Source organism: Phreatobacter aquaticus, from assembly GCF_005160265.1.
In the GTDB taxonomy this organism is placed as follows: Bacteria; Pseudomonadota; Alphaproteobacteria; order Rhizobiales; family Phreatobacteraceae; genus Phreatobacter; species Phreatobacter aquaticus.
In genome coordinates this window covers 1092306-1114628 of sequence record NZ_CP039865.1, presented here as the reverse complement: position 1 = coordinate 1114628, position 22323 = coordinate 1092306, and the positions used below count along the sequence as shown (strand labels likewise).

General features: G+C 66.2%; 25 protein-coding genes. 17 read left to right on the top strand and 8 right to left on the bottom strand.

The genetic code is table 11. The features are described from left to right. Window positions 1-227: 227 nt before the first annotated feature. Genes E8L99_RS05175 through E8L99_RS05160 form a run of 4 tightly spaced genes read left to right on the top strand, consistent with a single transcriptional unit; the run spans window position 228 to window position 4352 of the window. On the top strand, window positions 228-1793 hold the full coding sequence (locus tag E8L99_RS05175) for a D-alanyl-D-alanine carboxypeptidase family protein (protein WP_137098547.1): 1566 nt from the start codon (window positions 228-230) through the stop codon (window positions 1791-1793). Continuing rightward, window positions 1790-2677 carry a DMT family transporter gene (locus E8L99_RS05170; RefSeq protein WP_137098546.1) on the top strand — a complete coding sequence of 296 codons (888 nt, stop codon included), beginning with the start codon at window positions 1790-1792 and terminating at the stop codon, window positions 2675-2677. Before E8L99_RS05175 ends, E8L99_RS05170 begins: the two co-directional genes overlap by 4 nt. A 17-nt stretch (window positions 2678-2694) precedes the next feature. Further along, window positions 2695-3804 carry a CobW family GTP-binding protein gene (locus E8L99_RS05165; RefSeq protein ID WP_137098545.1) on the top strand — a complete coding sequence of 370 codons (1110 nt, stop codon included), beginning with the start codon at window positions 2695-2697 and terminating at the stop codon, window positions 3802-3804. Beyond that, window positions 3801-4352 carry a DUF924 family protein gene (locus E8L99_RS05160; protein ID WP_137098544.1) on the top strand — a complete coding sequence of 184 codons (552 nt, stop codon included), beginning with the start codon at window positions 3801-3803 and terminating at the stop codon, window positions 4350-4352. The genes E8L99_RS05165 and E8L99_RS05160 overlap by 4 nt, the downstream gene beginning before the upstream one ends. On the opposite strand, the gene E8L99_RS05155 is transcribed toward E8L99_RS05160, so the two are convergent. Together E8L99_RS05155 and E8L99_RS05150 are read right to left on the bottom strand one after the other, a co-directional pair. Continuing rightward, window positions 4342-4758, bottom strand: coding sequence for an SRPBCC family protein (locus E8L99_RS05155; RefSeq protein WP_137098543.1), 417 nt, complete (start codon window positions 4756-4758; stop codon window positions 4342-4344). The two genes, E8L99_RS05160 and E8L99_RS05155, sit on opposite strands and share 11 nt — an antisense overlap. Before the next feature lie 14 nt (window positions 4759-4772). Further along, window positions 4773-5150: a VOC family protein gene (locus tag E8L99_RS05150; protein WP_137098542.1), complete on the bottom strand. Its 378-nt coding sequence runs from the start codon at window positions 5148-5150 to the stop codon at window positions 4773-4775. Window positions 5151-5477: 327 nt separating this feature from the next. Here E8L99_RS05150 and E8L99_RS05145 point away from each other — a divergent pair, with 327 nt between their 5' ends. Further along, on the top strand, window positions 5478-6125 hold the full coding sequence (locus E8L99_RS05145) for a helix-turn-helix domain-containing protein (protein WP_168201578.1): 648 nt from the start codon (window positions 5478-5480) through the stop codon (window positions 6123-6125). An 11-nt stretch (window positions 6126-6136) separates the two neighbouring features. Here E8L99_RS05145 and gluQRS read toward each other — a convergent pair whose 3' ends face one another. Beyond that, a complete protein-coding gene (gene gluQRS / locus E8L99_RS05140) occupies window positions 6137-7033 on the bottom strand; it encodes a tRNA glutamyl-Q(34) synthetase GluQRS (protein WP_137098540.1) in 897 nt (298 codons plus the stop codon). Window positions 7034-7092: 59 nt separating this feature from the next. Between gluQRS and E8L99_RS05135 the strand changes: the two genes are divergently transcribed. Together E8L99_RS05135 and E8L99_RS05130 are read left to right on the top strand one after the other, a co-directional pair. Beyond that, complete coding sequence (locus tag E8L99_RS05135) at window positions 7093-7746, top strand: DNA-3-methyladenine glycosylase family protein (protein WP_137098539.1); 654 nt, start codon at window positions 7093-7095, stop codon at window positions 7744-7746. 127 nt (window positions 7747-7873) lie between these two features. Then, a complete protein-coding gene (locus E8L99_RS05130; RefSeq protein WP_391527474.1) occupies window positions 7874-8464 on the top strand; it encodes an HNH endonuclease in 591 nt (196 codons plus the stop codon). Between the two features lie 2 nt (window positions 8465-8466). Here E8L99_RS05130 and E8L99_RS05125 read toward each other — a convergent pair whose 3' ends face one another. Next, the gene (locus tag E8L99_RS05125; protein ID WP_137098538.1) at window positions 8467-9012 is read right to left on the bottom strand and encodes a disulfide bond formation protein B; all 546 of its coding nucleotides are present in this window, start codon (window positions 9010-9012) and stop codon (window positions 8467-8469) included. An 89-nt stretch (window positions 9013-9101) separates the two neighbouring features. On the opposite strand from E8L99_RS05125, the gene pgsA reads away from it, so the two are divergent. From pgsA to E8L99_RS05110, 3 genes are read left to right on the top strand one after another with little or no spacing between them, the layout of a single operon-like run. Then, window positions 9102-9725 carry a CDP-diacylglycerol--glycerol-3-phosphate 3-phosphatidyltransferase gene (pgsA, locus tag E8L99_RS05120; RefSeq protein ID WP_168201577.1) on the top strand — a complete coding sequence of 208 codons (624 nt, stop codon included), beginning with the start codon at window positions 9102-9104 and terminating at the stop codon, window positions 9723-9725. Beyond that, entirely contained in the window at window positions 9722-9973 is a 252-nt protein-coding gene (gene moaD, locus E8L99_RS05115) for a molybdopterin converting factor subunit 1 (RefSeq protein ID WP_137098537.1), read from the top strand. Before pgsA ends, moaD begins: the two co-directional genes overlap by 4 nt. A gap of 6 nt (window positions 9974-9979) precedes the next feature. Beyond that, window positions 9980-11056: an MBL fold metallo-hydrolase gene (locus E8L99_RS05110; protein ID WP_137098536.1), complete on the top strand. Its 1077-nt coding sequence runs from the start codon at window positions 9980-9982 to the stop codon at window positions 11054-11056. 33 nt (window positions 11057-11089) lie between these two features. Here the strand turns inward: E8L99_RS05110 and E8L99_RS05105 are convergent, their stop codons facing one another. The 3 genes from E8L99_RS05105 to E8L99_RS05095 form a co-directional block, all read right to left on the bottom strand. Beyond that, complete coding sequence (locus tag E8L99_RS05105) at window positions 11090-13783, bottom strand: TIGR02302 family protein (protein ID WP_168201576.1); 2694 nt, start codon at window positions 13781-13783, stop codon at window positions 11090-11092. Window positions 13784-13912: 129 nt separating this feature from the next. Then, the gene (locus E8L99_RS05100; RefSeq protein ID WP_137098534.1) at window positions 13913-14848 is read right to left on the bottom strand and encodes a threonine/serine dehydratase; all 936 of its coding nucleotides are present in this window, start codon (window positions 14846-14848) and stop codon (window positions 13913-13915) included. Between the two features lie 50 nt (window positions 14849-14898). Continuing rightward, complete coding sequence (locus E8L99_RS05095; RefSeq protein ID WP_252511264.1) at window positions 14899-15672, bottom strand: DUF429 domain-containing protein; 774 nt, start codon at window positions 15670-15672, stop codon at window positions 14899-14901. Here E8L99_RS05095 and E8L99_RS05090 point away from each other — a divergent pair. Then, window positions 15650-16327 carry a transglycosylase domain-containing protein gene (locus tag E8L99_RS05090; protein WP_137098533.1) on the top strand — a complete coding sequence of 226 codons (678 nt, stop codon included), beginning with the start codon at window positions 15650-15652 and terminating at the stop codon, window positions 16325-16327. The two genes, E8L99_RS05095 and E8L99_RS05090, sit on opposite strands and share 23 nt — an antisense overlap. A 49-nt stretch (window positions 16328-16376) precedes the next feature. Then, window positions 16377-17099 (top strand): AprI/Inh family metalloprotease inhibitor, encoded by a 723-nt coding sequence (locus tag E8L99_RS05085; RefSeq protein WP_137098532.1) that lies wholly within the window; start codon window positions 16377-16379, stop codon window positions 17097-17099. Between the two features lie 3 nt (window positions 17100-17102). On the opposite strand, the gene radC is transcribed toward E8L99_RS05085, so the two are convergent. Next, window positions 17103-17819: a RadC family protein gene (gene radC / locus E8L99_RS05080; protein WP_137098531.1), complete on the bottom strand. Its 717-nt coding sequence runs from the start codon at window positions 17817-17819 to the stop codon at window positions 17103-17105. Between the two features lie 158 nt (window positions 17820-17977). Here radC and acuI point away from each other — a divergent pair, with 158 nt between their 5' ends. The 5 genes from acuI to E8L99_RS05055 all read left to right on the top strand — a co-directional run bounded on the left by acuI (window position 17978) and on the right by E8L99_RS05055 (window position 22322). Then, window positions 17978-18964, top strand: coding sequence for an acrylyl-CoA reductase (NADPH) (gene acuI / locus E8L99_RS05075; RefSeq protein ID WP_137098530.1), 987 nt, complete (start codon window positions 17978-17980; stop codon window positions 18962-18964). Between the two features lie 25 nt (window positions 18965-18989). Continuing rightward, window positions 18990-19502, top strand: a complete 513-nt coding sequence (locus E8L99_RS05070; RefSeq protein WP_137098529.1) for a hypothetical protein — start codon at window positions 18990-18992, stop codon at window positions 19500-19502. A gap of 107 nt (window positions 19503-19609) precedes the next feature. Beyond that, window positions 19610-20974 (top strand): TAXI family TRAP transporter solute-binding subunit, encoded by a 1365-nt coding sequence (locus E8L99_RS05065; protein WP_168201575.1) that lies wholly within the window; start codon window positions 19610-19612, stop codon window positions 20972-20974. 78 nt (window positions 20975-21052) lie between these two features. After that, window positions 21053-21469, top strand: coding sequence for a Fur family transcriptional regulator (locus E8L99_RS05060; RefSeq protein ID WP_137098527.1), 417 nt, complete (start codon window positions 21053-21055; stop codon window positions 21467-21469). Beyond that, window positions 21456-22322 (top strand): lysophospholipid acyltransferase family protein, encoded by an 867-nt coding sequence (locus E8L99_RS05055; RefSeq protein WP_252511263.1) that lies wholly within the window; start codon window positions 21456-21458, stop codon window positions 22320-22322. Before E8L99_RS05060 ends, E8L99_RS05055 begins: the two co-directional genes overlap by 14 nt. Window position 22323: the final 1 nt, after the last annotated feature.

The following is a 22323-nucleotide window of genomic DNA, read 5'->3' as shown; positions in this document are numbered from 1 at the left end:
TTCCCGCATCAGAGCTACGCTGCATGGCAGGCTCGATCAATTCGCCCGAACGAGAGGTGCCATTCTTTGGCCCGGTTCAGGCTGTTGAAGCGTGATCCGCGATCGTGCCCGTTCAGGGCCTATCCGGCCCTCCGCACTCGCCGTGTTCACGCGCACTTGGCGAAACATGGACAAAGCAGCTACACAGGATCTGGTCCTTGTCTGCACATCGAAGAAGGCTCCAGCTCTTGCGGCTCAGCGCTTCATTTTTCGCCGCCACGATCGCCTGGAGCCTCGCCTCCGCGGGCGTTGCGACAGCACAGCAGATCGGTCCGACCATCGTCGTCGATGCCGCGACCGGACAGGTGCTTCAGGCCGACCGTGCGGGAATGCCGTGGTTGCCGGCATCACTGACCAAGATGATGACCGCCTATGTGGCGCTGCGCCAGGTGCGCGAGGGTCGCGTCACCATGAATACTGGTCTGCCGGTCAGCCAGCGCGCGGCGCGCGCGACGCCCTCCAAGATGGGCTTTCGGCCGGGTACCGTGATCACCATCGACAATGCGCTGAAGATCATCATGGTCAAATCGGCGAACGACGTGTCGATCACTATTGCCGAGGGCCTCGGCGGATCGGTCGAGAATTTCTCGGCCATGATGAACGCCGAGGCCCGCCGACTTGGCATGAGCGGCACGCGCTTCATCAATCCGAACGGCCTGCCGGGCGCCGGCCAGCAGACCACGGCGCGCGATCTGGCCGTGCTGGCGCGGGCGCTGATGCGTGAATTTCCCGAACATTCCGCACTCTGGCGACTGCCAGCGATCCGCTATGGCAACCGCGTCATGCGGAACCACAATCACCTGATCGGGCGTTATCCCGGTGCTGACGGCTTCAAGACCGGCTTTACCTGCGCCTCCGGCTTCAATGTTGTGGCGACGGCCACCCGCGGCGGCCGCCAGTTGATCGTGGTCGTGCTTGGATCGACCTCCGCGCGCGGTCGTGCGGAAACGGCCGCCGGCATGTTCGAGCGGCATTTCGCCGGCTATGGCGGCTCGGGCGCCGCCGTCGAATCGATCCCGAACGACGTGAGCTCCGGGCCGCCCGATATCCGCGAACAGGCCTGCCGTCGGCGCGGCCGTGGTCCTGCTTATATCGAGCAGGGCGAGGAGATGGATGCCGAGCCGATCGCCACCAATGTCGATCCGGGCAATCTGTCCTTCGCCCAGATGATGGCCCAGCCGAATCGCGCCGGACGACCGGCCGGCCTCCAGGCCCTCGCTGCTGCTTCGAATGGTCAGGTCATCTCGCTGCTTGGCCCCTACCGCCCGACCAGCGATCCAGTTCCCGTCTTCATCGGAGGCGCAACCGCCATTGCCGCGCCGGCATCGGCGCCCGTGGCGGCGCCGACCCTCGCCTCCGTGCCGCGCTCCGCCCCTGCGGAACTGCCGCTGGGTCTTACCGCGCCTACCCCGCGGACCACCACCACGATGACCACCACTGGAACATCGACGGTGACCGTCGTGCCGGCCCATGGTGCGATCACCCGTGGATCGGCAGGCGAGCCTGCCCAGCGTCTGGGCGCAATCAGCGGACAGGCCCCCGCTGCGGCAACGCCCGTCGCTGCCGCTCCCAATCCGGCCGGCGCGCCGCTCAGTCTTCAGGGTGCAGCACCCATCCCGGCCGCACGGCCTGCAGCTCTCCGCAACAGCCGGACCGCGACCTCCACGCCCACTCCGGCGCCGAGCCGGACGCAGGCTCGTAACAGCCGGAACGCCACGCCTGTCACGGCTACCCGGGCTCGCCCGCGCCCGTGACCCTGTCCCCGCTGGCGATTGGAATTGGCGCCGCGCTTGGCGGCGCAACGGCTTATGGCATCAACATCGTCTATGCGCGCATGTCGACGCAGATGGGCGTATCGGCGGGTGACCTCGTGTTCCTGCGGGTCTTCCTGATGCTGGGTGGTGCTGCGCTCGCAGCTCGCCTTACCGGTGGCTCGCTCAGGATCGAGCGGCCTGCCTGGCCCGCACTGATCCTTGTCGGCGTCACGTCGGCCGGCCTCGGCCTCGCCTATTTCTTCGCGGTGTCGTTCGTGCCGATCGGCGTCGCCGCCGTCATCGTCTACACGTTCCCGCTCATTATCCTGATTGCCAGCCCCTTCGTCGACGGCACAAAGCTGACGCCGAGCCGTCTCTTCGTCTTCACGCTGGCCTTCATCGGCATTGCTATCGCGCTTGGGCCGACATTCGGCGCCTATGATCCGCGGGGGCTGATCCTGGCCGCACTCGCGAGCCTGCTCGCCGCCAGCCAGTTCTTTGCGGCAAGCCGAGCCGGTGCCCGCATGCCGGCGGGTGCCCTGCTGTTCTGGTCGCATATCGTCATCATGCCGATCGCTGGTTTCGTCGCTCTGATGGTGGGCACCAGCCCTGTTTCGGCTTTCGCAACCGCCTGGTTTGCTTGCGTCATGACGATCGCCGGCTATCTCGCCGGCTTTGCCCTGCAGATGTACGCCGCCCGCAAGGCGCCGACGGCCCTGGTCGGCCTGGTCTTCTGCCTTGAACCGGTCGTCGCAATCATCAGCGCCGGACTGATCCTTGGCGAAACATTGACCGCTTCCCAAATAATGGGCAGCCTCCTCGTGCTGACGGCCTTGATCGCCTCCTCTTTTGTCGAACTCCGCCGTAGCGCCAGCCCGACCTGAATCCCATTCTCCCCACAATGTCCGATAGCCCTAGCCCTCGGCGGCCACGACCGCCCGTCCCCGTCACCGTGCTGACCGGCTTCCTCGGAGCCGGCAAGACGACGTTGCTCAATCGTCTCCTGGCCGATCCGGCGATGAAGAACACGGCCGTGCTGATCAACGAGTTCGGCGATGTCGGCCTGGACCACCTCCTCGTCCGCACCGTGGACGAAGGCATCGTCATGCTGTCATCCGGCTGCGTTTGCTGCTCGGTGCGCGGTGATCTGGTCGCAGCACTCGAGGATCTGGTGCGCGCCCTCGACAATGGCCGTGTCGATCCCTTCGATCGCGTCGTCATCGAGACCACCGGCCTGGCCGACCCCATCCCAGTCATTCACACGATCATGGCCCATCCGTATCTGGCCATGCGCTATCGCCTCGATGCGGTCATTACCGTCGTCGATGCGGTCAACGGGCTGGCGACCCTTGACGGGCATGCCGAGGCTGTCCGCCAGGTTGCGGTCGCCGACCGGATTGTGCTGACCAAGACCGACCTTCTTGACCGGCCGGATCGGCTTGCGGCCTTTGCGAAGCTGAGCGAGCGGCTGGCGCGGCTGGCACCGACCGCAATCCGCCTGGATGCAGCCGGAGGCGAGGCAACGCCCGCGGCAGTCCTCGCGGCGGGCCTGATCGATCCGGCAACCCGCAGCCCGGATGTGGCGCGCTGGCTCAACGAAACGGCGCTCGCCGCCGATGGCGTCAGCCATTCTCATGACGACGGCATCAAGAGTTTCGTGTTGACCAGCGACCGCGCCATAGGCTCGGCCTCCTTCGACATGTTCCTGGAACTCCTGCGCGGAGCCCATGGCCCGAAGCTGCTACGGGTGAAGGGTGTCGTGAAGATCGCCGAGTTCCCGGATCGACCGGTGGTGATCCATGGCGCACAGCACCTGTTCCACCCCACCACCATGCTCGACGCCTGGCCTGACGGCGATGCGCGGACACGCATCGTGTTCATCCTCAAGGACATGGAGCCAGCGGTGATCGAGGCACTGCACGATGCCTTTGTCGGCATTGCGCGCGCCGATCAGCCTGATCGTGCCGCGTTGACGGACAACCCGCTCGCCATTCCAGGGACAGCCCTATGAGCAATGCCGTCGCGGCCTCCCATGATGTGCTGGAGTTCTGGAGGAATGCCGGCCCGTCGAAGTGGTTTGCCAAGGATGTGGCCTTCGACGAGGCGATCCGCGCGCAGTTCCTCGCGACCTACGACGCCGCGGCAGCCGGCGATCTCCGGTCCTGGGAATTGACTGCCGAAGCGACCTTGGCTCTTCTCCTGGTGCTCGACCAGTTCCCGCGGAACATGTTCCGGAACAACAGCCGGGCCTTTGCGGCGGACAGTCTCGCGCTCGCGATAGCGGAGCGCGCCATTGGCCGCGGGGTTGATCGGCTGATCGGGCCGGACTTGCGCGTCTTCGTTTACCTGCCGCTAGAGCATTGCGAGCAGATCGGCGTCCAGCGACGGTCGGTCGATCTGATCAGCACGCTCGCCGATGTTGAGTACACCCGTTACGCGGTGGTTCATCACGACATTATCGCGCGCTACGGCCGCTTCCCTCACCGGAACGCAATCCTGGGGCGCGAGGCGACGCCGGACGAGCTTCTCTATCTCGCCGGCGACGGGTTCAAGGGTTAGCGGTCGTCGGGGTCAGGCGGTCGAGACAGGCTTTCATTGCCGCCGCTCCAGCTGACATCATCGCGTCAATGGTTGGCCCCGCCAAATCCGGCAGGAAGTCGGCTGTCCAGACAACGAGGCAGCCGCCGCCGGATGCGGGAAAGACCTGGACCGCGGCATTGTAGTGGTGGGTCAGGCCTCCTTCTGCCGTCCAGACCAGTCGGCGTCGCACCTCGTCCACGCCGACAATCGGCTCCCGCACCACCACGCCATTGCCGAAAGTGACAACCCGCATGCCTGGCTCAAGAGTGGTGGCCGCCACGAAGCCCGGGACGAGCCGGGTGTGGAGCGCGCCAATGTCACGCACCGCATCCCACACAACCGCTGGCTCGGCCGAGGTTGCCACTTCCTTGATGATCGTCGCCATTGTCGTTGCTCGTCTCAGGCTTCCGCGCCGCAGTAGGCTTCGATCCTGTAGCCGTCGGGATCGATCGCGAAGGCGGCGTAATAGGTAGGGCTATAGTCGGCCCGAAGGCCGGGTTGGCCATTGTCGCTGCCGCCACAGGCAAGGGCCGCGGCATGGAAGGCATCGACTCTCGCGCGGGTCGGCGCCTGGAAGCAGACATGGAGCCCGGATTTGGGATCTGCGGCGACCGGACAGTCGGTCTGGCTGATCCAGAACTCAACGGACTCCTTGCCGTAGCCGAGGGAATCGGCCCCGGCGCTGAGGCACGCATAGCCAAGCGCTCCGAGTGCCGCGTCATAGAAGGTCTTGGTGCGCGCAATGTCGCGGACGCCAATGGAAATATGATCGAGCATGGTCTCATCCCGCTGTTGGAAGCCCGGTGACGCCACCGGCAGGGTTTGGAACATGCAGTGCTGCGCGGTTCCGCGGCTTGGGGAATATTGCTATTCTCAGCGCCAATGACGCCCGACATTCTCGAACTCTTCGATGAGCCGGCAGAGCGGTCGTCCGACGTCCTGTCGGTGCGGCGCGTTGCGCGCACGTCGCAATGGAGCGTGAGTGACATTGTCTGTGAGGCCGGACCTGAGGCGCGACCCTTCGAGGAGCGCCATGATGGCTTCTCGATTGCCGCAGTGGTCTCAGGCACATTCACTTATCACGGCGAGAATGGCCGCTCGCTCTTGCATCCCGGCGCCCTGCTGCTTGGCAATCACGGCCGGTGTTTCCAGTGCGGCCACGACCATTCGATTGGTGATCGCTGTCTTGCGATCAGCCTGAGCAGCGAGTTGTTCGAAGAGATTGCTGCCGCGCGGGCCGGCAGCAGCCGGTTCGTGTTTCCTGTCGCCAGTCTGCCTGCAATCCGTGAATTCCTGCCTCGTCTGACGAGGCTGGAGGCGATGGGCCGGAACCCCGGCATCGAGGATGCCGTGATCGGCCTCGCCGAGGCTGTCGTCGGGCACCTCTCGGGGCATGTCGCGAGTGCGGCGCACCTGACGTCGCGCGACGAGCGGCGGATCGCCGAAGTCATCCGTCATATCGATGCCTGCGCCGACGAGCCAATGGAGATCGACGCGCTGGCGCGCCTGGCACGGATGAGCAAGTACCATTTCATCCGGGTCTTCCGGGCGGTGATTGGTCTGTCGCCCTATCGCTATGTTCTGGCGTTGCGAATGCGCCGATCCGCGGCGCGGATCGCGCTCTCGAGCGAGAACATCGCCTCGATCGCCTACGAAGCCGGGTTCGGCGACCTCTCCACATTCAACAGCGGCTTTCGCGAGGTCTTCGGCATGAGCCCGACGGCCTATCGCCGGCGCATGCTACGCGCCTGACGAGGGGGACGTCACAGGTCAAGCCGGCGGTGAACGTCGGCCGCCGTCAGGCCCTGCTCCCGGAGCTCCCTCAGCCCCGTCGCACCATCGTTCTTGGATAGCTTCCGTCCATCCGACCCCAGCAGCAGACGATGATGCCTGTAGAGCGGCCGGGGCAGGCCGAGCAATTCCTGCAGGAGCCGATGGACCGATGTCGCCTCGAACAGGTCCTCGCCGCGCACGACATGGGTGATGCCCTGGACGGCGTCATCAACCACGACCGACAGGTGATAGCTGGTCGGCACGTCCTTGCGCGCCACGATCACATCGCCCCAGCGGGCTGGATTGGCGGTAACATCACGGACTGGAAGCCCATGTGCGTCGACTTCGCTCCACGACAGGGGCGCGCCGAGCCGGGCCGTGGCTGCGGCCATGTCCAACCGCCATGCATAAGGCGCGTTCGCGGCGATCCGTGCCGTCCGCTCAGCGGCGGTCAGCGACTTTGCCATGCCTGGGTAGAGCGGCGCTCCATCCGGATCCATCGGCCAGGGCTCACCGCTTGTTGCAACCCTCATCGCAACTGCGGCCTTGAGCTCGGACCGGCTCTCGAAACTTGGATAGACCAGCCCCATCGCCTCAAGCCGGGCGAGGGCCGCGCCATAGGCCGCCATATGCTCCGACTGGCGACGCACGGGGCGCTCGTAGGCAATGCCAAGCCAGTCGAGGTCCTCCAGGATCGCGGTCTCGAACTCGGGGCGACAGCGGATAGGATCAATATCCTCCATCCGCAGCAGGAGCCGTCCGTCGAGGCGCGCGGCAAGTGTCGCATTCTCCAGCGCGCTCAGCGCATGACCAAGATGCAGCCAGCCGTTCGGGCTTGGCGCGAAGCGCAGGACCGGCTGAGGAATCGGGTGGTGCGAAGCGGCCATGGTCAAGCCTATGCTGACAGCCGACCCGCGGCGCAAGCCGTTCACTGAAGGCCAGACCCATGCGCATCGACACGGAAGCCGACCTGGCGCACGGCCTCGCGGCGCTTGCCGGTCTTTGCCCGCTCATGGCGGGAACGCTCGCGGAACTCGGAGCGCCGCCGCTGCGTCGCAGACCGCCGGGCTTCGAGGGCCTTGTCCAGATCGTCGTGTTCCAGCAGATCTCGGTCGATGCCGGACGCGCCATCTGGGCACGCTTCGCCAATGCCTTCGGCACACCGACACCCGACATCATTCGCGATGCCGGCGAGGATGCGCTGCGTGCCGCCGGCCTGTCCCGCCCGAAAGTCCGGGCCATGCAGGCCATGGCGGAGGCCATGCTCGCAGGCTCACTCGATCTCGACCGCCTCGACGAACGGCCTGCCGACGAGGCTCATGCCCATCTAGTCGCCGTGAAGGGCATCGGGCCCTGGACGGCGGATGTCTACCTCCTCTCCTGCCTTGGACACCCCGATGCCTGGCCGGCCGGAGACATCGCTTTGCAGGCGGCAGCTGGCGAACTGCTCGGGCTTCCCACGAGGCCGAGCGCGAAGGAGATGGGGCCGCTCGCCGAGCGCTGGCGGCCCTGGCGTGCAGTCGCCGCCCGACTGCTCTGGGCCCATTACGGCGCGCGTCGCTCGGGTAGGGTGCTCGAACCGCTGGTCATCGCGACGTGATCCTGCGGGCATCAGGCCGCGTGCGGGTGGGCTTCACAAGAGCGACACGATGCCCATAGTATCCCGTCAGGTATGAGTGTTCGGCCGGCCCGAATCAGCCGTCCGAAACGATCGCAGGGAGCTGGTCGTGACGGTCGCCGTCTCGCCAAGTGCATTGTCGGTCTCAAGCAGCGTCGCGCCCGGCTCATGGCCGGCCCTGGTGCTCAACGCGGACTATCGCCCGCTGAGCTATTACCCGCTGTCGCTCTGGTCATGGCAGGACACCATCAAGGCTGTCTTCCTCGACCGCGTGACAGTGGTCTCCACCTACGACAAGGCGATCCACTCGCCGAGCTTCGAGATGCGCCTGCCGAGCGTCGTCTCGCTCAAGACCTATGTGAAGCCGAGCCGCAATCCGGCCTTCACACGGTTCAACGTCTTTCTGCGCGACAAATTCCGCTGCCAGTATTGCGGCTCGCCCGACGATCTGACGTTCGACCACCTGATTCCACGGTCGAAGGGCGGCCAGACGACCTGGGGCAATGTGCTCACCGCCTGCTCACCGTGCAACCTGCACAAGGGCTCGAAGACGCTGCGCGAATCCGGGATGCAGCTGATGCACGAGCCATTCGCTCCAAGCGTGCAGGACCTGCATGCCAATGGCCGGATGTTCCCGCCGAACTATCTGCACGGCAGCTGGATGGACTATCTTTACTGGGATACCGAGCTGGAGCCCTGAGGTCAGCCTGCCTGCCGGCCGCGCGAGGCGCCAGCGAGTGCGATGGCCGCCAGAATCACCGCCACCACCACGTTCCAGCCCGCCAGCGACAGGCCAAGAAACCGCCAGGCGGCAACGGTGCAATCGACAACGCGTGGCCCGCTTTGCAGCTGGCGCAGGAGATCGCCGGGCGTGCGAGCAATGGTTGCTGGCTGGGCACAGGTGGTCGGCCCCTGCCAGAAGGCCCATTCGGCGCCTGCGTGATAGATGCCAAGACCGGCGCCCCACAGCATGACTGCGGCAATCGCCAAGAGACCGATGCGGACGACAGAGCCTGGCACGGCTCGGATCGAAGACGCCGCCGCGACGACGAGCGCCAGCGGGATGGTGACGTAATAGGGCGTTCGCTGCTCAAGACAGAGCGGGCACGGGGCAAGCCCGACGACGTACTGGAAGAAATAGGCACCAAGGATGGTCAACGACGCGCCGGCGGCGACCAGCAGTGCTGCAGAGGTCCAGGGGCGTTCGCGGGTCAGGGTTCTCAGGAGCTCGATCATGTCCGACGTCATTGGCCTCTTCACGCGGTTCTGTCCATCCCGGGAACCACGGTCATCGGCTTTCGATTGACCGCGCGCGCGGCCTCGTTCATCACAAGATCATGAGCTCGGCCGATCAGATCCCCCGCGCCCGCCGGGGCGGTGCCTTCAGCATCCCCAATCTCCTGACCTACGGCCGGGTTGTCGCCGTGCCTCTGGTCGCGGGATGCCTGTTCGTGCAGGTCCTCTACGACAGCGGCGTCTGGCTCCGCTGGGTCGGGTTCTCGATTTTCGTGGTCGCTGCCATCACCGACTACTTTGATGGCTACCTCGCCCGTGCCCTGTCGCAGCAATCCGCTATCGGCCGCATGCTCGATCCGATCGCCGACAAGCTGCTGGTCGGCGTCGTCTTGTTGATGCTGGCCGCCGATGGAACGATCCTCGGATGGTCGCTCTGGGCGGCGATGATCATCCTGTCTCGCGAGATTCTCGTCTCCGGGCTCCGCGAGTTCCTGGCCGAGTTGCGCGTGTCGGTGCCCGTGACGCGCCTCGCCAAGTGGAAGACGACGGTGCAGTTGATTGCCGTCGGCTTCCTCATTGCAGGCCCTGCTGGCGATCTTGTGATGCCGGGCGTGACCCTGACGGGTCTTGTCCTGCTGTGGATCGCCGCCATTTTGACGCTCTATACCGGGTTCGACTATTTCCGAGCCGGGGTCGGCCACCTCATCGACGAGGACGAGCGTTGAAGATTCTCTATTTCGCCTGGGTCCGCGAGCGTGTCGGCAAGACCGAGGAGATCATCGATCTTCCGGCGGGTGTCGCGACCGTCGCCGACCTGGTGGAGCATCTGACCGGACTGGGCGAGGAATATGCCCATGCCTTCGAGAATCCGAAAGTCGTGCGCGCCGCGCTCGACCATGTGCATGTGAAACCGGCGGCCTCGCTTGCTGGCGTCAGCGAAGTTGCCTTCTTCCCGCCGATGACAGGGGGCTGATCCGCCATGCCGTCGCGCCGCAAGCTGCTGGGCTATCTCGCGGCGATCCCGGTGATCGGAAGTGCGGGTGCTGCCTGGGCGAGTTCGACCAATCCCTACTATTCAGGCCCGGTTTCCGACCATTTCGACGGCACCCGCTTCTTCGATCCGCATGGCAGCGAGCCGAAGTCGCTGACCGGCGTGCTGCGCTGGCAGTTCGGCGGCGGGCCGCGCGCCAAATGGCCGGATAGCTGGCCGATCGAGGGCACCGACAAACCGCCGGCCCGGGTTGATGGCGACGACATACGCCTGGCCTATGTGGGCCATGCGAGCGTGCTGCTGCAGACACGCGGCTTGAATATCCTGCTCGATCCCGTGTGGTCGGAGCGTGTTTCGCCTGTCTCGTTCCTCGGGCCGAAACGCGTCAACCCGCCAGGTATCCGCTTCGAGGACCTGCCGAAGATCGATATCGTTCTGGTCAGCCACGGCCACTATGACCATCTGGACCTGATGACGCTGTCCCGGCTCGCAGCGGTTCATGCGCCGCGCGTGATCACGCCACTCGGTCAGGACACGATCATGAAAGGCCATGATGCCGCGATCCGCGCCGAGGCCCACGATTGGGGCGACCGCGTCGAGATCGGCAATGGCTTGGCGGTGCATCTCGCCTCCATGCGACACTGGACGGCGCGGGGCGTCTTCGATCGCAACAAGGCGCTTTGGGCCGCCTTCATCATCGAGGCCCCTGCCGGGCACATCTATCACATCGGTGATACAGGCTACGGGCAGGGTCACCATTTCCGCGAGGCCAAGGCCAGGTTCGGCGGCTTCCGGCTCGCCATCCTGCCGATCGGCGCCTATGAGCCGCGCTGGTTCATGGCCGAGCAGCATATGAACCCCGAAGAAGCCGTGCAGGTCATGATCGACTGCGGCGCACGGCGCGCGCTCGCTCATCATTGGGGTACGGTCCAGTTGACCGATGAGGCCATCGAGGCCCCACGCCAGGCTCTCGCCGAGGCTCTGGCCGCACGGTCAATCCCGCCGGAGACATTCCGCGCGATCCGCCCCGGCGAAACCTGGACGATCGGCAGCGGCGAGGTCTGACTTCGGTCGGGCCTGCGCCGCCCTCACGATGGCCTACTGGATCTGCAATCCGCGCAGCAGACGCTCGATATAGTCGGTCTCAAGCGTCGGCCGATCCGGGTCCGACAGACGTCGACGCAACTCCTCAAGCACGCGCTGTGCCCGCTGAGCCGCGCCTTCCCCCGCATTGGGAATGCGGACGTTGGAGTTCTCGTTGGGCTCGCGGCCGCGTGTCGGGCGTCCCAGCGGATCATAGTCCTGGTTGCCCGCCTGGCCGTTACGGCCTGGCTGCCCCGGCTGCTGGCCCTGACCCTGTTGCTGGCCCTGGCCTTCCTGCTGTTGCTGCGCAAGGCCTTGCGCGCCCTGCTGCAGACCACGCAACGCGCGGCCCTGGGCGTCGGCCGCCCCCTGGCCGTCGCCGCGACCGAGCGCCTCTTCGGCTTCGCGCATGGCACGTCCAGCATTGCCGAGGCCCTGCTGGGCCTGGCGTCCGCCTTCGGATTCGCCCTGCCCCTCGCCCTGCTGCCCCAGTTGCTCGCGCAACTGGTCCAGCAATTCCCGAAGCGCCCTTTGGCCCTCGCCGAGCTGCGAATAATCCTGTTCGCCTTCACCCTGCTCGCCGCCCTGGCCGGGCTGCTGTTCGCCTTGCTGGCCCTGCTGACCGCGCTGCCCGGGGCGCTGCTGCCCCTGCTGGGGACGCTGGCCCTGCTGACCACGCTGAGCGCGCCGCTGTTCCTGGTTGCGACGGAAGGTCTGGTCACGCAACTGCTGCTGTCTGCGGATCATGTCGGAGAGCTGGTCCTGAGGGTTCTCGCCCTGTTCGCCGCCTTCGCCCATCTCCTGCTGTTGCTGCTGGCGGCCGGCCTGCAGACCCTGGAGCATCTGCTGAAGCTCCTGCATCAGCCGCTGGGCCTGATCGCGGGCGCCGTTGCGGGCGAGGTTCTCGATCCGGTTGAGCATGTCACGCAGATCCTGCGGTCTGACATTGCGCTGGTTCTGGTCGCGCTGAGCCTGCCGCTGGTTCGGATTGTCCTGGCGGTTGCGCTGTGCCTGCTCGGTGAGCTCGCGCATCAGACGATCCATCGCCTGACGCAATTCCTGGGTCAGCCGCTGGATCTCCTCGTTGGAGGCACCGCGCTCGATCGCCTGCCGCAAGCGCTCAGCGGCTTGCTGGGCATTGCGTTCGGCTTCGGAGACATCGCCGTCCTCGATGCGGACCGCCATGTCCCACAGGAAGTCGATCACATCGGTCAGCTGTTCGTCGGTTCTGGCTCGTGCGGTCCGGTAATAGGCGGTGCGCAGGCCGAGATAGACCGGTGTTTCCATGCCGAAACGGTCAGGGGCGGTCGTCAGCGCGTCGAGCGCGCGGGCAATCCTGGGCCGGGCATTGGCGTCGAGCGCCAGGATCCGCCGTTGTTCGACCAGCGCGCGAGGGATCGGCTTGGAGAACGAGCGCTGCGGCAGCGTGGTGACGACAGTCGCCGACTGCGCCTGGTTTCCGGCATCGTCCTGTGCGTGCAGCGTGACCGCCACCTGGAGACCTGCAAAGGGATGGGCCGCGAAGTCACGTGTCGTCTGGCCGCTGCCGCTGCGGGTTCGTGCCTGGGGCAGCACGAGCGGCATGGCCGGCAGGGTCGCCAGCGCCCGCGCTCCGTCACGCTGCAGGGCGCGCGCCGAAGGGGCAAGCGCGAACCGCGCCTCGGCACTCGTCACGCCGTAATCGTCCTCGACCTTGTAGGCGAAGACCAGATGGTTGCGCTGGTCGGCCTGCGGCTCTCGTTCGAACGCAATGGTCGGTGCGCGGTCGGCCAGGGCCTCGAATTGCCAGCCCAGCGGCTCGATGCCGCCGCCGCGCACGATGAGCGTGCCATCTGCTGAAATGGTCCAGCGCGTCTCGGCAAGCCCGGTCGGTGCGGCTGGCGGCGCGGCATTTGCTGCCTCGGCGATGGGTGCGGCGGCTATGCCGCCTTCCGGCTTCACCTCGACATTGGCCAGGCCCGTGACGCGGAGGGTCACGATGGATCCGGCGGGCACCTTGAACAGGTCGGGCGCGGCATCGCGCCGCTCGGCCGTATCGGAGGAGCGACGGGTTGGAAGGATGATGGGCGGACGGCTGGTATAGGCTGGCGGCGTCACCCAGGCATCGACCCGATAGGTGATGGGGGCCGGCGGCGCGCGCCAGTCGAAAGCCGTCAGGAGGCGGGACATGCGCTCGTCGCCCGCCAGGAAAAAGGCAGGCACGATCAGCAGGACCGCCAGCGCACGGATCGCATAGCGGTCGAGATTGGCCATGCGCGGCATGGGGATGCCGGTCTTCAGGCGGCCGGTTGCGGCCACCACGCGGGCACGGTGCTCGGCCCAGAGAGCGCGTGCGAAGGGGTCGTCGGCGGTTGCGAGATCGTCGGCAAGCGCGGTTGCGGGCCGATGGCCACCGCCTGTTGCCTTGTCGATCCGTTTCAGCGCTTCGGCATCGGTCGGCCGGCGGATGGTGAGCAATGGCCAGGCCGCCAGGAACAGCAGAGCCAGCACGAAGACCACGCCGCCGAAGCGCGCCCAATAGGGCACGACCTGCCAGAAGCCGAGCCAGGACACAGCAAGAACGCCGCCGAAAATGACCAGGAACAGCACAAGCCGGGGCCAGATGCGCTCCCAGAGGAGAACAAGCCGCGCCCGATCCTGCGCATGGCGCAGCGCCAGGTTGGATTGGACGTCGCTCGAATGCCGGTCGGGGGTTTCGCCGTCGCTCACGCTTCGCTCCGGTTCGACAGCGCCGGAATGCGGCGCAGCATTCACCAAACTATCATGAAAGCGCGCGATGACCAGCTTAGGCGTGGTGCGTCACGATCACAGGTCGTTCAGCGCCGACGCGACGAGACGTCAGATCACGGCCGCGAGTGACGCCAGATCGACATTGGCACCGCAGGCCAGCACGCCCACCCGCTCGCCGGGAGCCGGTCGATAGGCCCCTGAGATCAGCGCGGCGAGCGCGGCGGCACCGCCCGGTTCAGCCGCTGCCCTCAGGCCGAGCCAGAGTCGCTTCTGTGCCTCTCGAATGGCGTCGTCGGGCGCCAGAACAACCTGGTCGACATAGAGCGCGGCTGTTTCGTGGACGCGGGCGAACACGTTGCGGGCGCCAAGCGAATCGGCGGCAATCGAGTTCACCTCGACATCGACGGGATGCCCTGCCTCGAGCGCCGCCTGGAGCGCACGCGAACCCTCTGGCTCGACGCCGACGACCTTCACCCGCTTCTCAAACCAGCGGGAAATGCCCGAGATGAGGCCACCACCGCCGACCGCGACAAGCACGGTATCGAGCCCGCCGGCGTCCTGCTCCCATTCCAGACCGACGGTTCCCTGTCCTGCAATGGTCGGCCAGGCGTCATAGGCATGGACCGACAAGGCCCCAGTCTCCGCCGCATGGGCCTCGCAGGCGGCCAGCGCATCGGAATAGCGGGCGCCACCCACCACCAGTTCGGCCCCGGTCTCGCGGATCCGGGCAATCTTGGCGGGAGACGAAATCTCCGGAACATAGATTTTCGCGGGAATGCCGAGCTTTGCAGCCGCATAGGCCACCGCAATGCCGTGATTGCCGCCTGATGCCGCACAGACACCGGCCTTCGGCATGGGCCCGGCCAGCAGTGTGTTAAAGGCGCCGCGCGCCTTGAAAGTGCCCGTCACCTGCAGGAATTCCAGCTTCATCGACAGGGGCAGGCCGAGGCCGAACGTATCGGCGTCCAGCGACAGCGTCGGTGTGCGGCGGACATGGCCGGCAATGCGGGAATGGGCAGCGCTGATATCGTCGGTGGTGATCATGATCGGGGTCCAGAGCAAGGCGGCGACGGGACCCGGTTCCGGCCGCGGGGTCAAGCCCATATGGCGATAGGCAGGCCATGCGCGTCCCTGCCCGGCGGGTCAGGGAAGGGCTGTGCCTGGCCTTCCAGCAGCCGCCGGGCGATCAGGGCATTGACAGCTGCGTCCAGCAGGTCGTCGGCCCCCGCCCCTCTCGGCGGATGCTCCAGGAAGGCTTCCGGATAGCCGTGACGCACCAGGATCTCGCGCCGGACAACCAGACCCGGCCCGTGCGGACTGGATTTCACCTTCTTGGCGACGGCCACCGGCTGTTCGGCATTCAGACGCCAGAAGGCGAGTTCGGGGTGGACCTCGAAGACGCGCGACCGGAGCTCCGGCGAGCCCCGCAGCAGGGCGTCGATCTCGCGGATCTTGGGAAACAGGAAGAAGGCCTGTTTCGACACTTTTCGCGGCGGATCCGAGGTCAGGAGCGCGATCCGGCAGGCCTCCTGATAGTCCTCGCAGGCGACCGCTGCCCGCGATGGCACCGAGAAGACTGAGGACTGCCGCTCGCCGAGCCGCGCGCGAGCCAGGGTTTCCGGGCCGCGCCCGCCAGGGCCTGCGTGTTCCGGCAGTCCGATCGGCATGTCGACGGCAATGATTGCCGGCCCTTCGGTGAACGCGGCGAAGCTCGGCGATACCGCGACCTCGGGCCGCAGGGCGCCTGTGGCCGAAACCGTGACCGCTATCCAACCGTTCTTGCATCCGTCGACGCCGCGAACCAGTGTGGTCGCGTCGAGAGCTCCCGCCTCCTCGCCGATCATCATGGCCGCCTTGTCCCGCTTCATCCGCCGCATGTTCCTGGTCGGTCTGTTCCTCGCCGCGATCCCGCTGGCGCTGACACTGCTGTACACCGTCGTGACACCGGTCTCGACCCTGATGGTCTGGCGCACTGTCACCGGTCAGCGGGTCGATCGCCAGACGGTCAAGCTCGCCGAGATTGCGCGTGTTGCCCCGGCAACCCTGATCGCCTCAGAGGATTCCCGCTTCTGCAGTCATCGCGGCGTTGACTGGCGCGAACTCGCGGCAGTCATGGATGACGAGGACGGGCCTGCCCGAGGGGCCTCGACCCTGCCGATGCAGGTCGCGCGCAATCTCTTTCTCTGGCAGGGCGATTCCGGCCCGACGGCCTATTTGCGCAAGGGGCTGGAAATCCCGCTGGCCCTGATCATCGACCTCGTCTGGTCAAAGCGGCGGATGATGGAGATCTATCTCAACATCGCGGAATGGGGGCCAAATGGCGAATTCGGCATCGAAGCGGCGAGCCGCCGTGCCTTCGGCAAACCGGCCGCCCGGCTGAGCGCTGGTGAGGCAGCGCTTCTGGTCTCCGTGCTGCCGAACCCGATCCTGCGCGACCCCCGCGCGCCGGGGCCGGGCGTCAGGCGCAAGGCCGCCATCATCACAAGGCGCGCCAACCAGGCATTGACCCTATGTCTGGGATGATCCCTGCCGAGGCTGGACGCGACGACAGCGACACGCTCTAGTAGCGATCATGGCTCTTCCGATCGTCCTCGCCGCGCTGGCTTTCGCGAGTTTTATCCCAGCGATCGCCCACGCACAGCCGACCCCCACCCTGCCCAGCGCCGCACAGGTTCAACGCGCCGCCGGCCCCTGGGAATTGTCGAACCCTGCGGGCGATCGCAAGTGCGAACTGACCTTCAAGCCGGACCGGGCAGCTGCCGGGCTCGCACTCACCTTCGGCCCGACCTGTGCCCAGATCTTTCCTGTAGTGAACGGCGTGGTTGCCTGGACCATCGGGCCGAATGGCGGCATCCGCTGGCTCGACCGGGCCGGCGGGCCGGCACTCGATTTCGACGAGACCGAGGTCGGCATTTTCGAGGCCCTGAAACCAGGCGACCCCAATGTCTATTTTCTGACCAACCTCGGCCTCGCCGGCACGGCTCTGCCGACCGCCGACGAGATCACCGGTCAATGGTCGCTTGGGCAGCCGCGCGGTCGGGCGCTCTGCAACCTCACCTTCCAGCCGGAACTGGCCGCCGGAGCCGGGCCACTCGAGCAGCGCTTTGCCCTTGAGATCGGCGCCGGCTGCGAACGGTCGATCGCAGCTCTCGCCCTGGCTTCCTGGCGGCTCGAGCGCGAGCTTCTGGTGATTCAGGGCGGCGGCGCCACGACGCTCACCTTCAAGCGGGAACCAGATGGCCGATGGGTCAAGACCCCGGCGGACAATCGGCCTCTGGTGATGAGCCGCCCCTGAGCGTCAGGTAATCAGCTTCAGCCCGCGAAAGCTCGCATGGCCCTCGCGTCCGACAATGATGTGGTCGTGGATGCTGATGCCGAGCGGCTTGGCGATCTCGACGATCTGCTGGGTCATCAGGATATCGGCGCGCGACGGTGTCGGATCGCCCGAAGGGTGATTGTGAACCAGGATCAGCGCGGTCGCCGAAAGCTCCAGCGCCCGTTTGACCACCTCCCGCGGATAGACCGGCGTGTGGTCGACCGTGCCCTCTCCCTGCACCTCGTCGGCAATCAGTGCATTCTTCTTGTCGAGATAGAGCACACGAAACTGCTCCCGCTCGGCAAAGGCCATGGCTGCGCGGCAATAATCCAGCACGCTCGTCCAGGATGACAGCACCTGCTTCTGGGCGATCTTGGTGCGCCCCATGCGCACCGCCGCCGCATGGACAAGCTTCAGCTCGGTGACGACCCCATCGCTGACCCCCTCGATCTCGGCAAGCCGGGCGGCGGGGGCCGCGATCACGTCGGCGAAGGATCCGAACCGCTTCAGCAGCGCCTTGGCGATCGGCTTCACATCGCGGCGCGGAATGGCACGAAACAAAACCAGTTCCAGCATCTCGTAATCGGCGAGCGCGTCTGCGCCCACGTCGCGAAAGCGGGCGCGCAGGCGCTCCCGGTGGCCGTGAAAATGCGGCGCCTCGGAAAATCCCGGTAGATCGCCCTGTCGGTCTTCGGACATGCCCCTCACCCTTGAATGTGACGCTAGCGGAGCGACCGGCAGGCGACGTTCCGGTTCATTACGGATGGCGGTCTATCAGCCGATCGGCCGAGCCAGAGGCCCTTGCCGCAAGGCCCATCCCGCACGAGGTTGCAGGCCATCAGACGAGGAGACATGAGATGGCGGGATTCAGGGCGGTCGTTGTGACCAAGGGCGAGACCGGCACCAAGGCCGAACTCACCACTTTCGACGAGGCCGACCTGATGGATGGCGATGTGACGGTGCGCGTGTCGCATTCGACGCTCAACTACAAGGATGGTCTGGCACTCACCGGCAAGGCGCCGGTCGTCCGTCGCTTCCCGATGATCCCCGGCATCGATTTCGCAGGAATCGTGGAAACGTCAGCCCATCCCGACTTCAAGCCCGGTGATGCGGTGCTCCTGAATGGCTGGGGCACGGGCGAGACCCATCTTGGCGCCTATGCCGAGAAATCGCGCGTCAAGGGCGACTGGCTGGTGCCGCTGCCGAAGGACCTGTCTGCCGCCGAGGCCATGGCCATCGGCACGGCCGGCTACACCGCCATGTTGTGCGTCATGGCGCTGGAGCGCCACGGCCTGACGCCGGACCGAGGGCCGGTGATCGTCACTGGTGCGGCTGGCGGTGTCGGCTCGGTCGCGACAGCCCTGCTGGCCAAGCTCGGCTTCCACGTCATCGCGTCCACCGGTCGACCCCAGGAGGCCGACTATCTCAAGGGTCTCGGCGCCGCCGAAATCATCGACCGCGCCGAATTGTCCAGCCCCGGGAAGCCGCTCGCCAAGGAGCGCTGGGCCGGCGGCATCGATTCGGTCGGTTCCCATACACTGGCCAATGTGCTGGCCATGACCCGGTACGGCGGCGCAGTCGCCGCCTGCGGCCTCGCCCAGGGCATGGATCTGCCGACCTCGGTCGCCCCCTTCATTCTGCGCGGCGTGTCGCTGCTCGGCGTCGATTCGGTGATGGCGCCGAAGGCTCTGCGGCTCGAGGCCTGGTCCAGGCTTGCCCGCGATCTTGACCGAGCGAAACTCGCCGCACTCACCTCGACGGTCCCGCTGGAACAAGTGATCGAGGCCGGCAGTTCCATCCTCGACGGACGCATTCGCGGCCGCGTGGTGGTTACCATCGCCTGAGGGCGCATGGCGGAGACAGAGGGCGATGAGAGCAATCGGCAGGACTTGTGCGCTGCTGGCCCTCGTTGGGGCGCTTGTCGGCGGTATCCCCCAGGCCTGGTCTCAGGCGGGATTTCCACCGCCGCCGGCCGGAATGGTACCCGCCGGGCCGGATAACGCCACTCAGAACCATTTCGAAATCCTGCGCCAGCAGCAGATTCAGCGCCAGCAGTTCGACCAGTTCCAGCAGAACCAGCGGAGCATGACCGACCAGAACCTGGAGACCCTGCGTCGCCAGGAGGAGGCCGGTCGCCGCCTCCGCAATTCCGACCGGGGTGAACAACTGGAGCGGGAACGCCGGCTTTCCGCGGAGCAGGGCCGGCAGATTCAGTCCCGTATTCCGCGGTCGAGTAGAACTGCCGTGGATACCCCGGTAAGGCGCAATGCCTTCCCCTCGATCATCATCGAGGACCCGCCGCGCCGGGCCGCGTCCTGCCGGCAGGTCGCGCGCCGGCTTGCCGACGGCAGGACCGTCCGGCAGAGGCGCTGCTCGCCCTAACGCGCAGCGCATTTGGCAATCCACCGCGCCAAATTGTCCTATGGGGTTTGTCGTTATGGCCGGCGGACCGCAAAACCGCCATCATGCGCTTCAATCTCTGGCGCACCATGACACGCAAACGCCTCATCCTGTTTGGTCTGCTCTCGGCCGCGATCGCCTGTGCCGCGCTCACGACCTATTGGTACAACCGGCCGACAACGCTGACATTTGCCGTCGGGCCTGCTGGGTCGGAGGCCGCCAGGTTGATCGATGCGCTGCGCGTTGCATTGATCCGTGAGCGCTCCAGCGTCCGGATCAGGCTGGTGAATTCGGACACGCCGAGCGACAGCGCCGCCAAGATCGCCCGCGAGGATGTCGACCTGGCCATCGTGCGGTCGGATGTGTCCTTTCCCGCAACGGCGGTCGCACTCGCCATCTGGCAGCGCAATCCGGTCGTGCTTGCCGCGCCCACGAGTTCCGGCATCGAGCGGTGGACCGACCTGTCTGGACGGACATTGGGCGTGGTGGGGCGTGGCATAGGCTTCAATTCGCGGCTGATCGAGACGATCCTGCGCGAACACGGCGTGCAGCCGGCCAGCGTCAAGATTGTCGATGTGCTGCCGTGGGAAACCGGTGACGTTTTCCGCAAGGGACTGGTCCATGCCCTCGTCACCATCGGGCCGGTCGCGACCAAGCCGGTTGCAGATGCCATGGCGGGCCTTGTCCGTGAAACGGCGGACGGCCGCGTTTCCCTGGTGCCTATCCGGGAAGCGGAGGCGATCGCGGAGCGCGTGCCTGTCCTCGAGGCGGCAGAGGTGGTTGCCGGATCGTTCGGTTCCAACCCGCCAAGGCCCGCGGAAAGCTATCCGACGCTGTCCGTGCTGCACTATCTCGTCGCCCGGCGGTCGATCACCGACGCAGCGGCCTCCGAACTGACCCAGCAATTGTTCACGCTGCGGCCGACGCTGGCGACCCAGCACCCCTCCGCCTTCCGCATCGAGGTGCCTGAGACCGAGAAGGGCTCGGCCGTCCAGGTTCACCCGGGGGCGCTGGCCTATCTCACCGGCGAGCAGAAAAGCTTCGTCGAGCTCTACAGCGACTACATCTACATCTTGATCTTCGGGCTTTCGCTCGGCGGTTCGGCACTGGCCGGCATCATCGGCTATTTCGGCTGGGGACGCCGCGAGCCGGTGCCGGGCCATCTTCCGGAAGTGCTGCAATTGCTCCGCCAGGCCCGTGGCTCCGACGATCCCGAACTGCTCGACGAGATTGGCAGCCGGGCCGACGATATTTTCGTCGAATCGATCGAAAGTTCGAAGCTGCCAGGCTTCGATTCGAGCCTGTTCTCGACCCTCATGCTGGCACTGGATCGTCTGAACGCCACGCTGGCCGACCGCCGGCGGGCGCTTGCCATGTACGGGGAGGACGAGGACGAACCCGACAATCAGAGTTCCCTCGCCGCTGCGCCGCTGGCCTCGGCAGGCCGGGGGTGACGGGCCTGCCCCACGGCGCTATAGCTCACCTTGCAGCAGGCAAGGAGCACCGCAGTGGCAGCGGCGAAGTCGGACGCTATGGTCAATCCCATTGAGGAGGCGTGCATTGCCAAGGGCATGCGCATGACCGATCAGCGTCGCGTCATCGCCCGCATCATTGCCCAGGCGGCCGACCACCCTGACGTGGAAGAACTGCATCGCCGGGCGAGTTCGGTGGATTCCAACATCTCGCTCTCGACGGTCTATCGCACGGTGAAGCTGTTCGAGGATTCCGGCATCATCACGCGCCACGCCTTCGGCGCCGGTCGCGCTCGCTACGAGCCGATCTCGGAAGCCCATCATGATCATCTGATCGACCTGCGGTCCGGCCGGGTTGTCGAGTTTCAATCCGAGGAAATCGAGCGCCTGCAGGCCGAGGTTGCCCGCAAGCTCGGCTACAAGCTGATCGACCACCGCCTCGAACTCTTTTGCGTGCCGCTCGATGATGAACACTGACGGCGGCCTCGGCGATTTCGGACGCGGCGGGCCGAGCCCGTTCGACACGGTGCGAGCCGTGCTGTGGCTGCTGATCATGATCATCGCGGCGCTCGTCCTGCTGCCGACGCAGATGGTCGCGCATGCTTTCAACCTGCCGATCCGCCGCACCGTGCCGATGCTGTTCCATCGCGTTGTGCTGAAGGCATTCGGCGCCCGCGTGACGCTGCGTGGCGAGCCGACCGAACACCGCCCGGTGCTTTATGTGCCGAACCATGTGTCCTGGATGGACATCATGGTCCTCGGCGCCTTCGCCCCGGTGTCTTTCGTCGCCAAATCCGAAATCGCCGACTGGCCGGTCTTCGGCTACCTCGCCAAGCTGCAGCGATCGATCTTCGTCGACCGCGAGAAGCGCCACACGACCTCCAAAACCGCCGACGAGATGATCCAGCGCATGCGCGAGGGCGAGCCGGTGGTTCTGTTCGCCGAGGGAACGTCATCGGACGGCAACCGTGTGATGCGCTTCCGGCCCGCCCTGATCGGCGCAGCGGAAAGCCTGGCGCGCGCGACCGGTGACACAGTCTGGATCCAGCCGATCGCACTCGCGTACCGCCGGATCAACGGCCTGCCGTCAGGCCGCCAGCACCGCCCGCGGCTGTCCTGGATCGGCGACATCGAGATGGTCCCCCATGCCTGGGCCCTCCTGAAGGATGGCTCGGTCGATGTCGACCTGATCTTCGGCAATCCGATCCCCTTCGACCCAAGCGCCGACCGCAAGGCGATCGCCAGCTTCCTGGAGCGCCGCGTCCGCACGCTGCACGCTTCCGCCCTGCTCGGCCGTGAATCCGACCTCCCGCCGCTGACCGCCCTCTGAT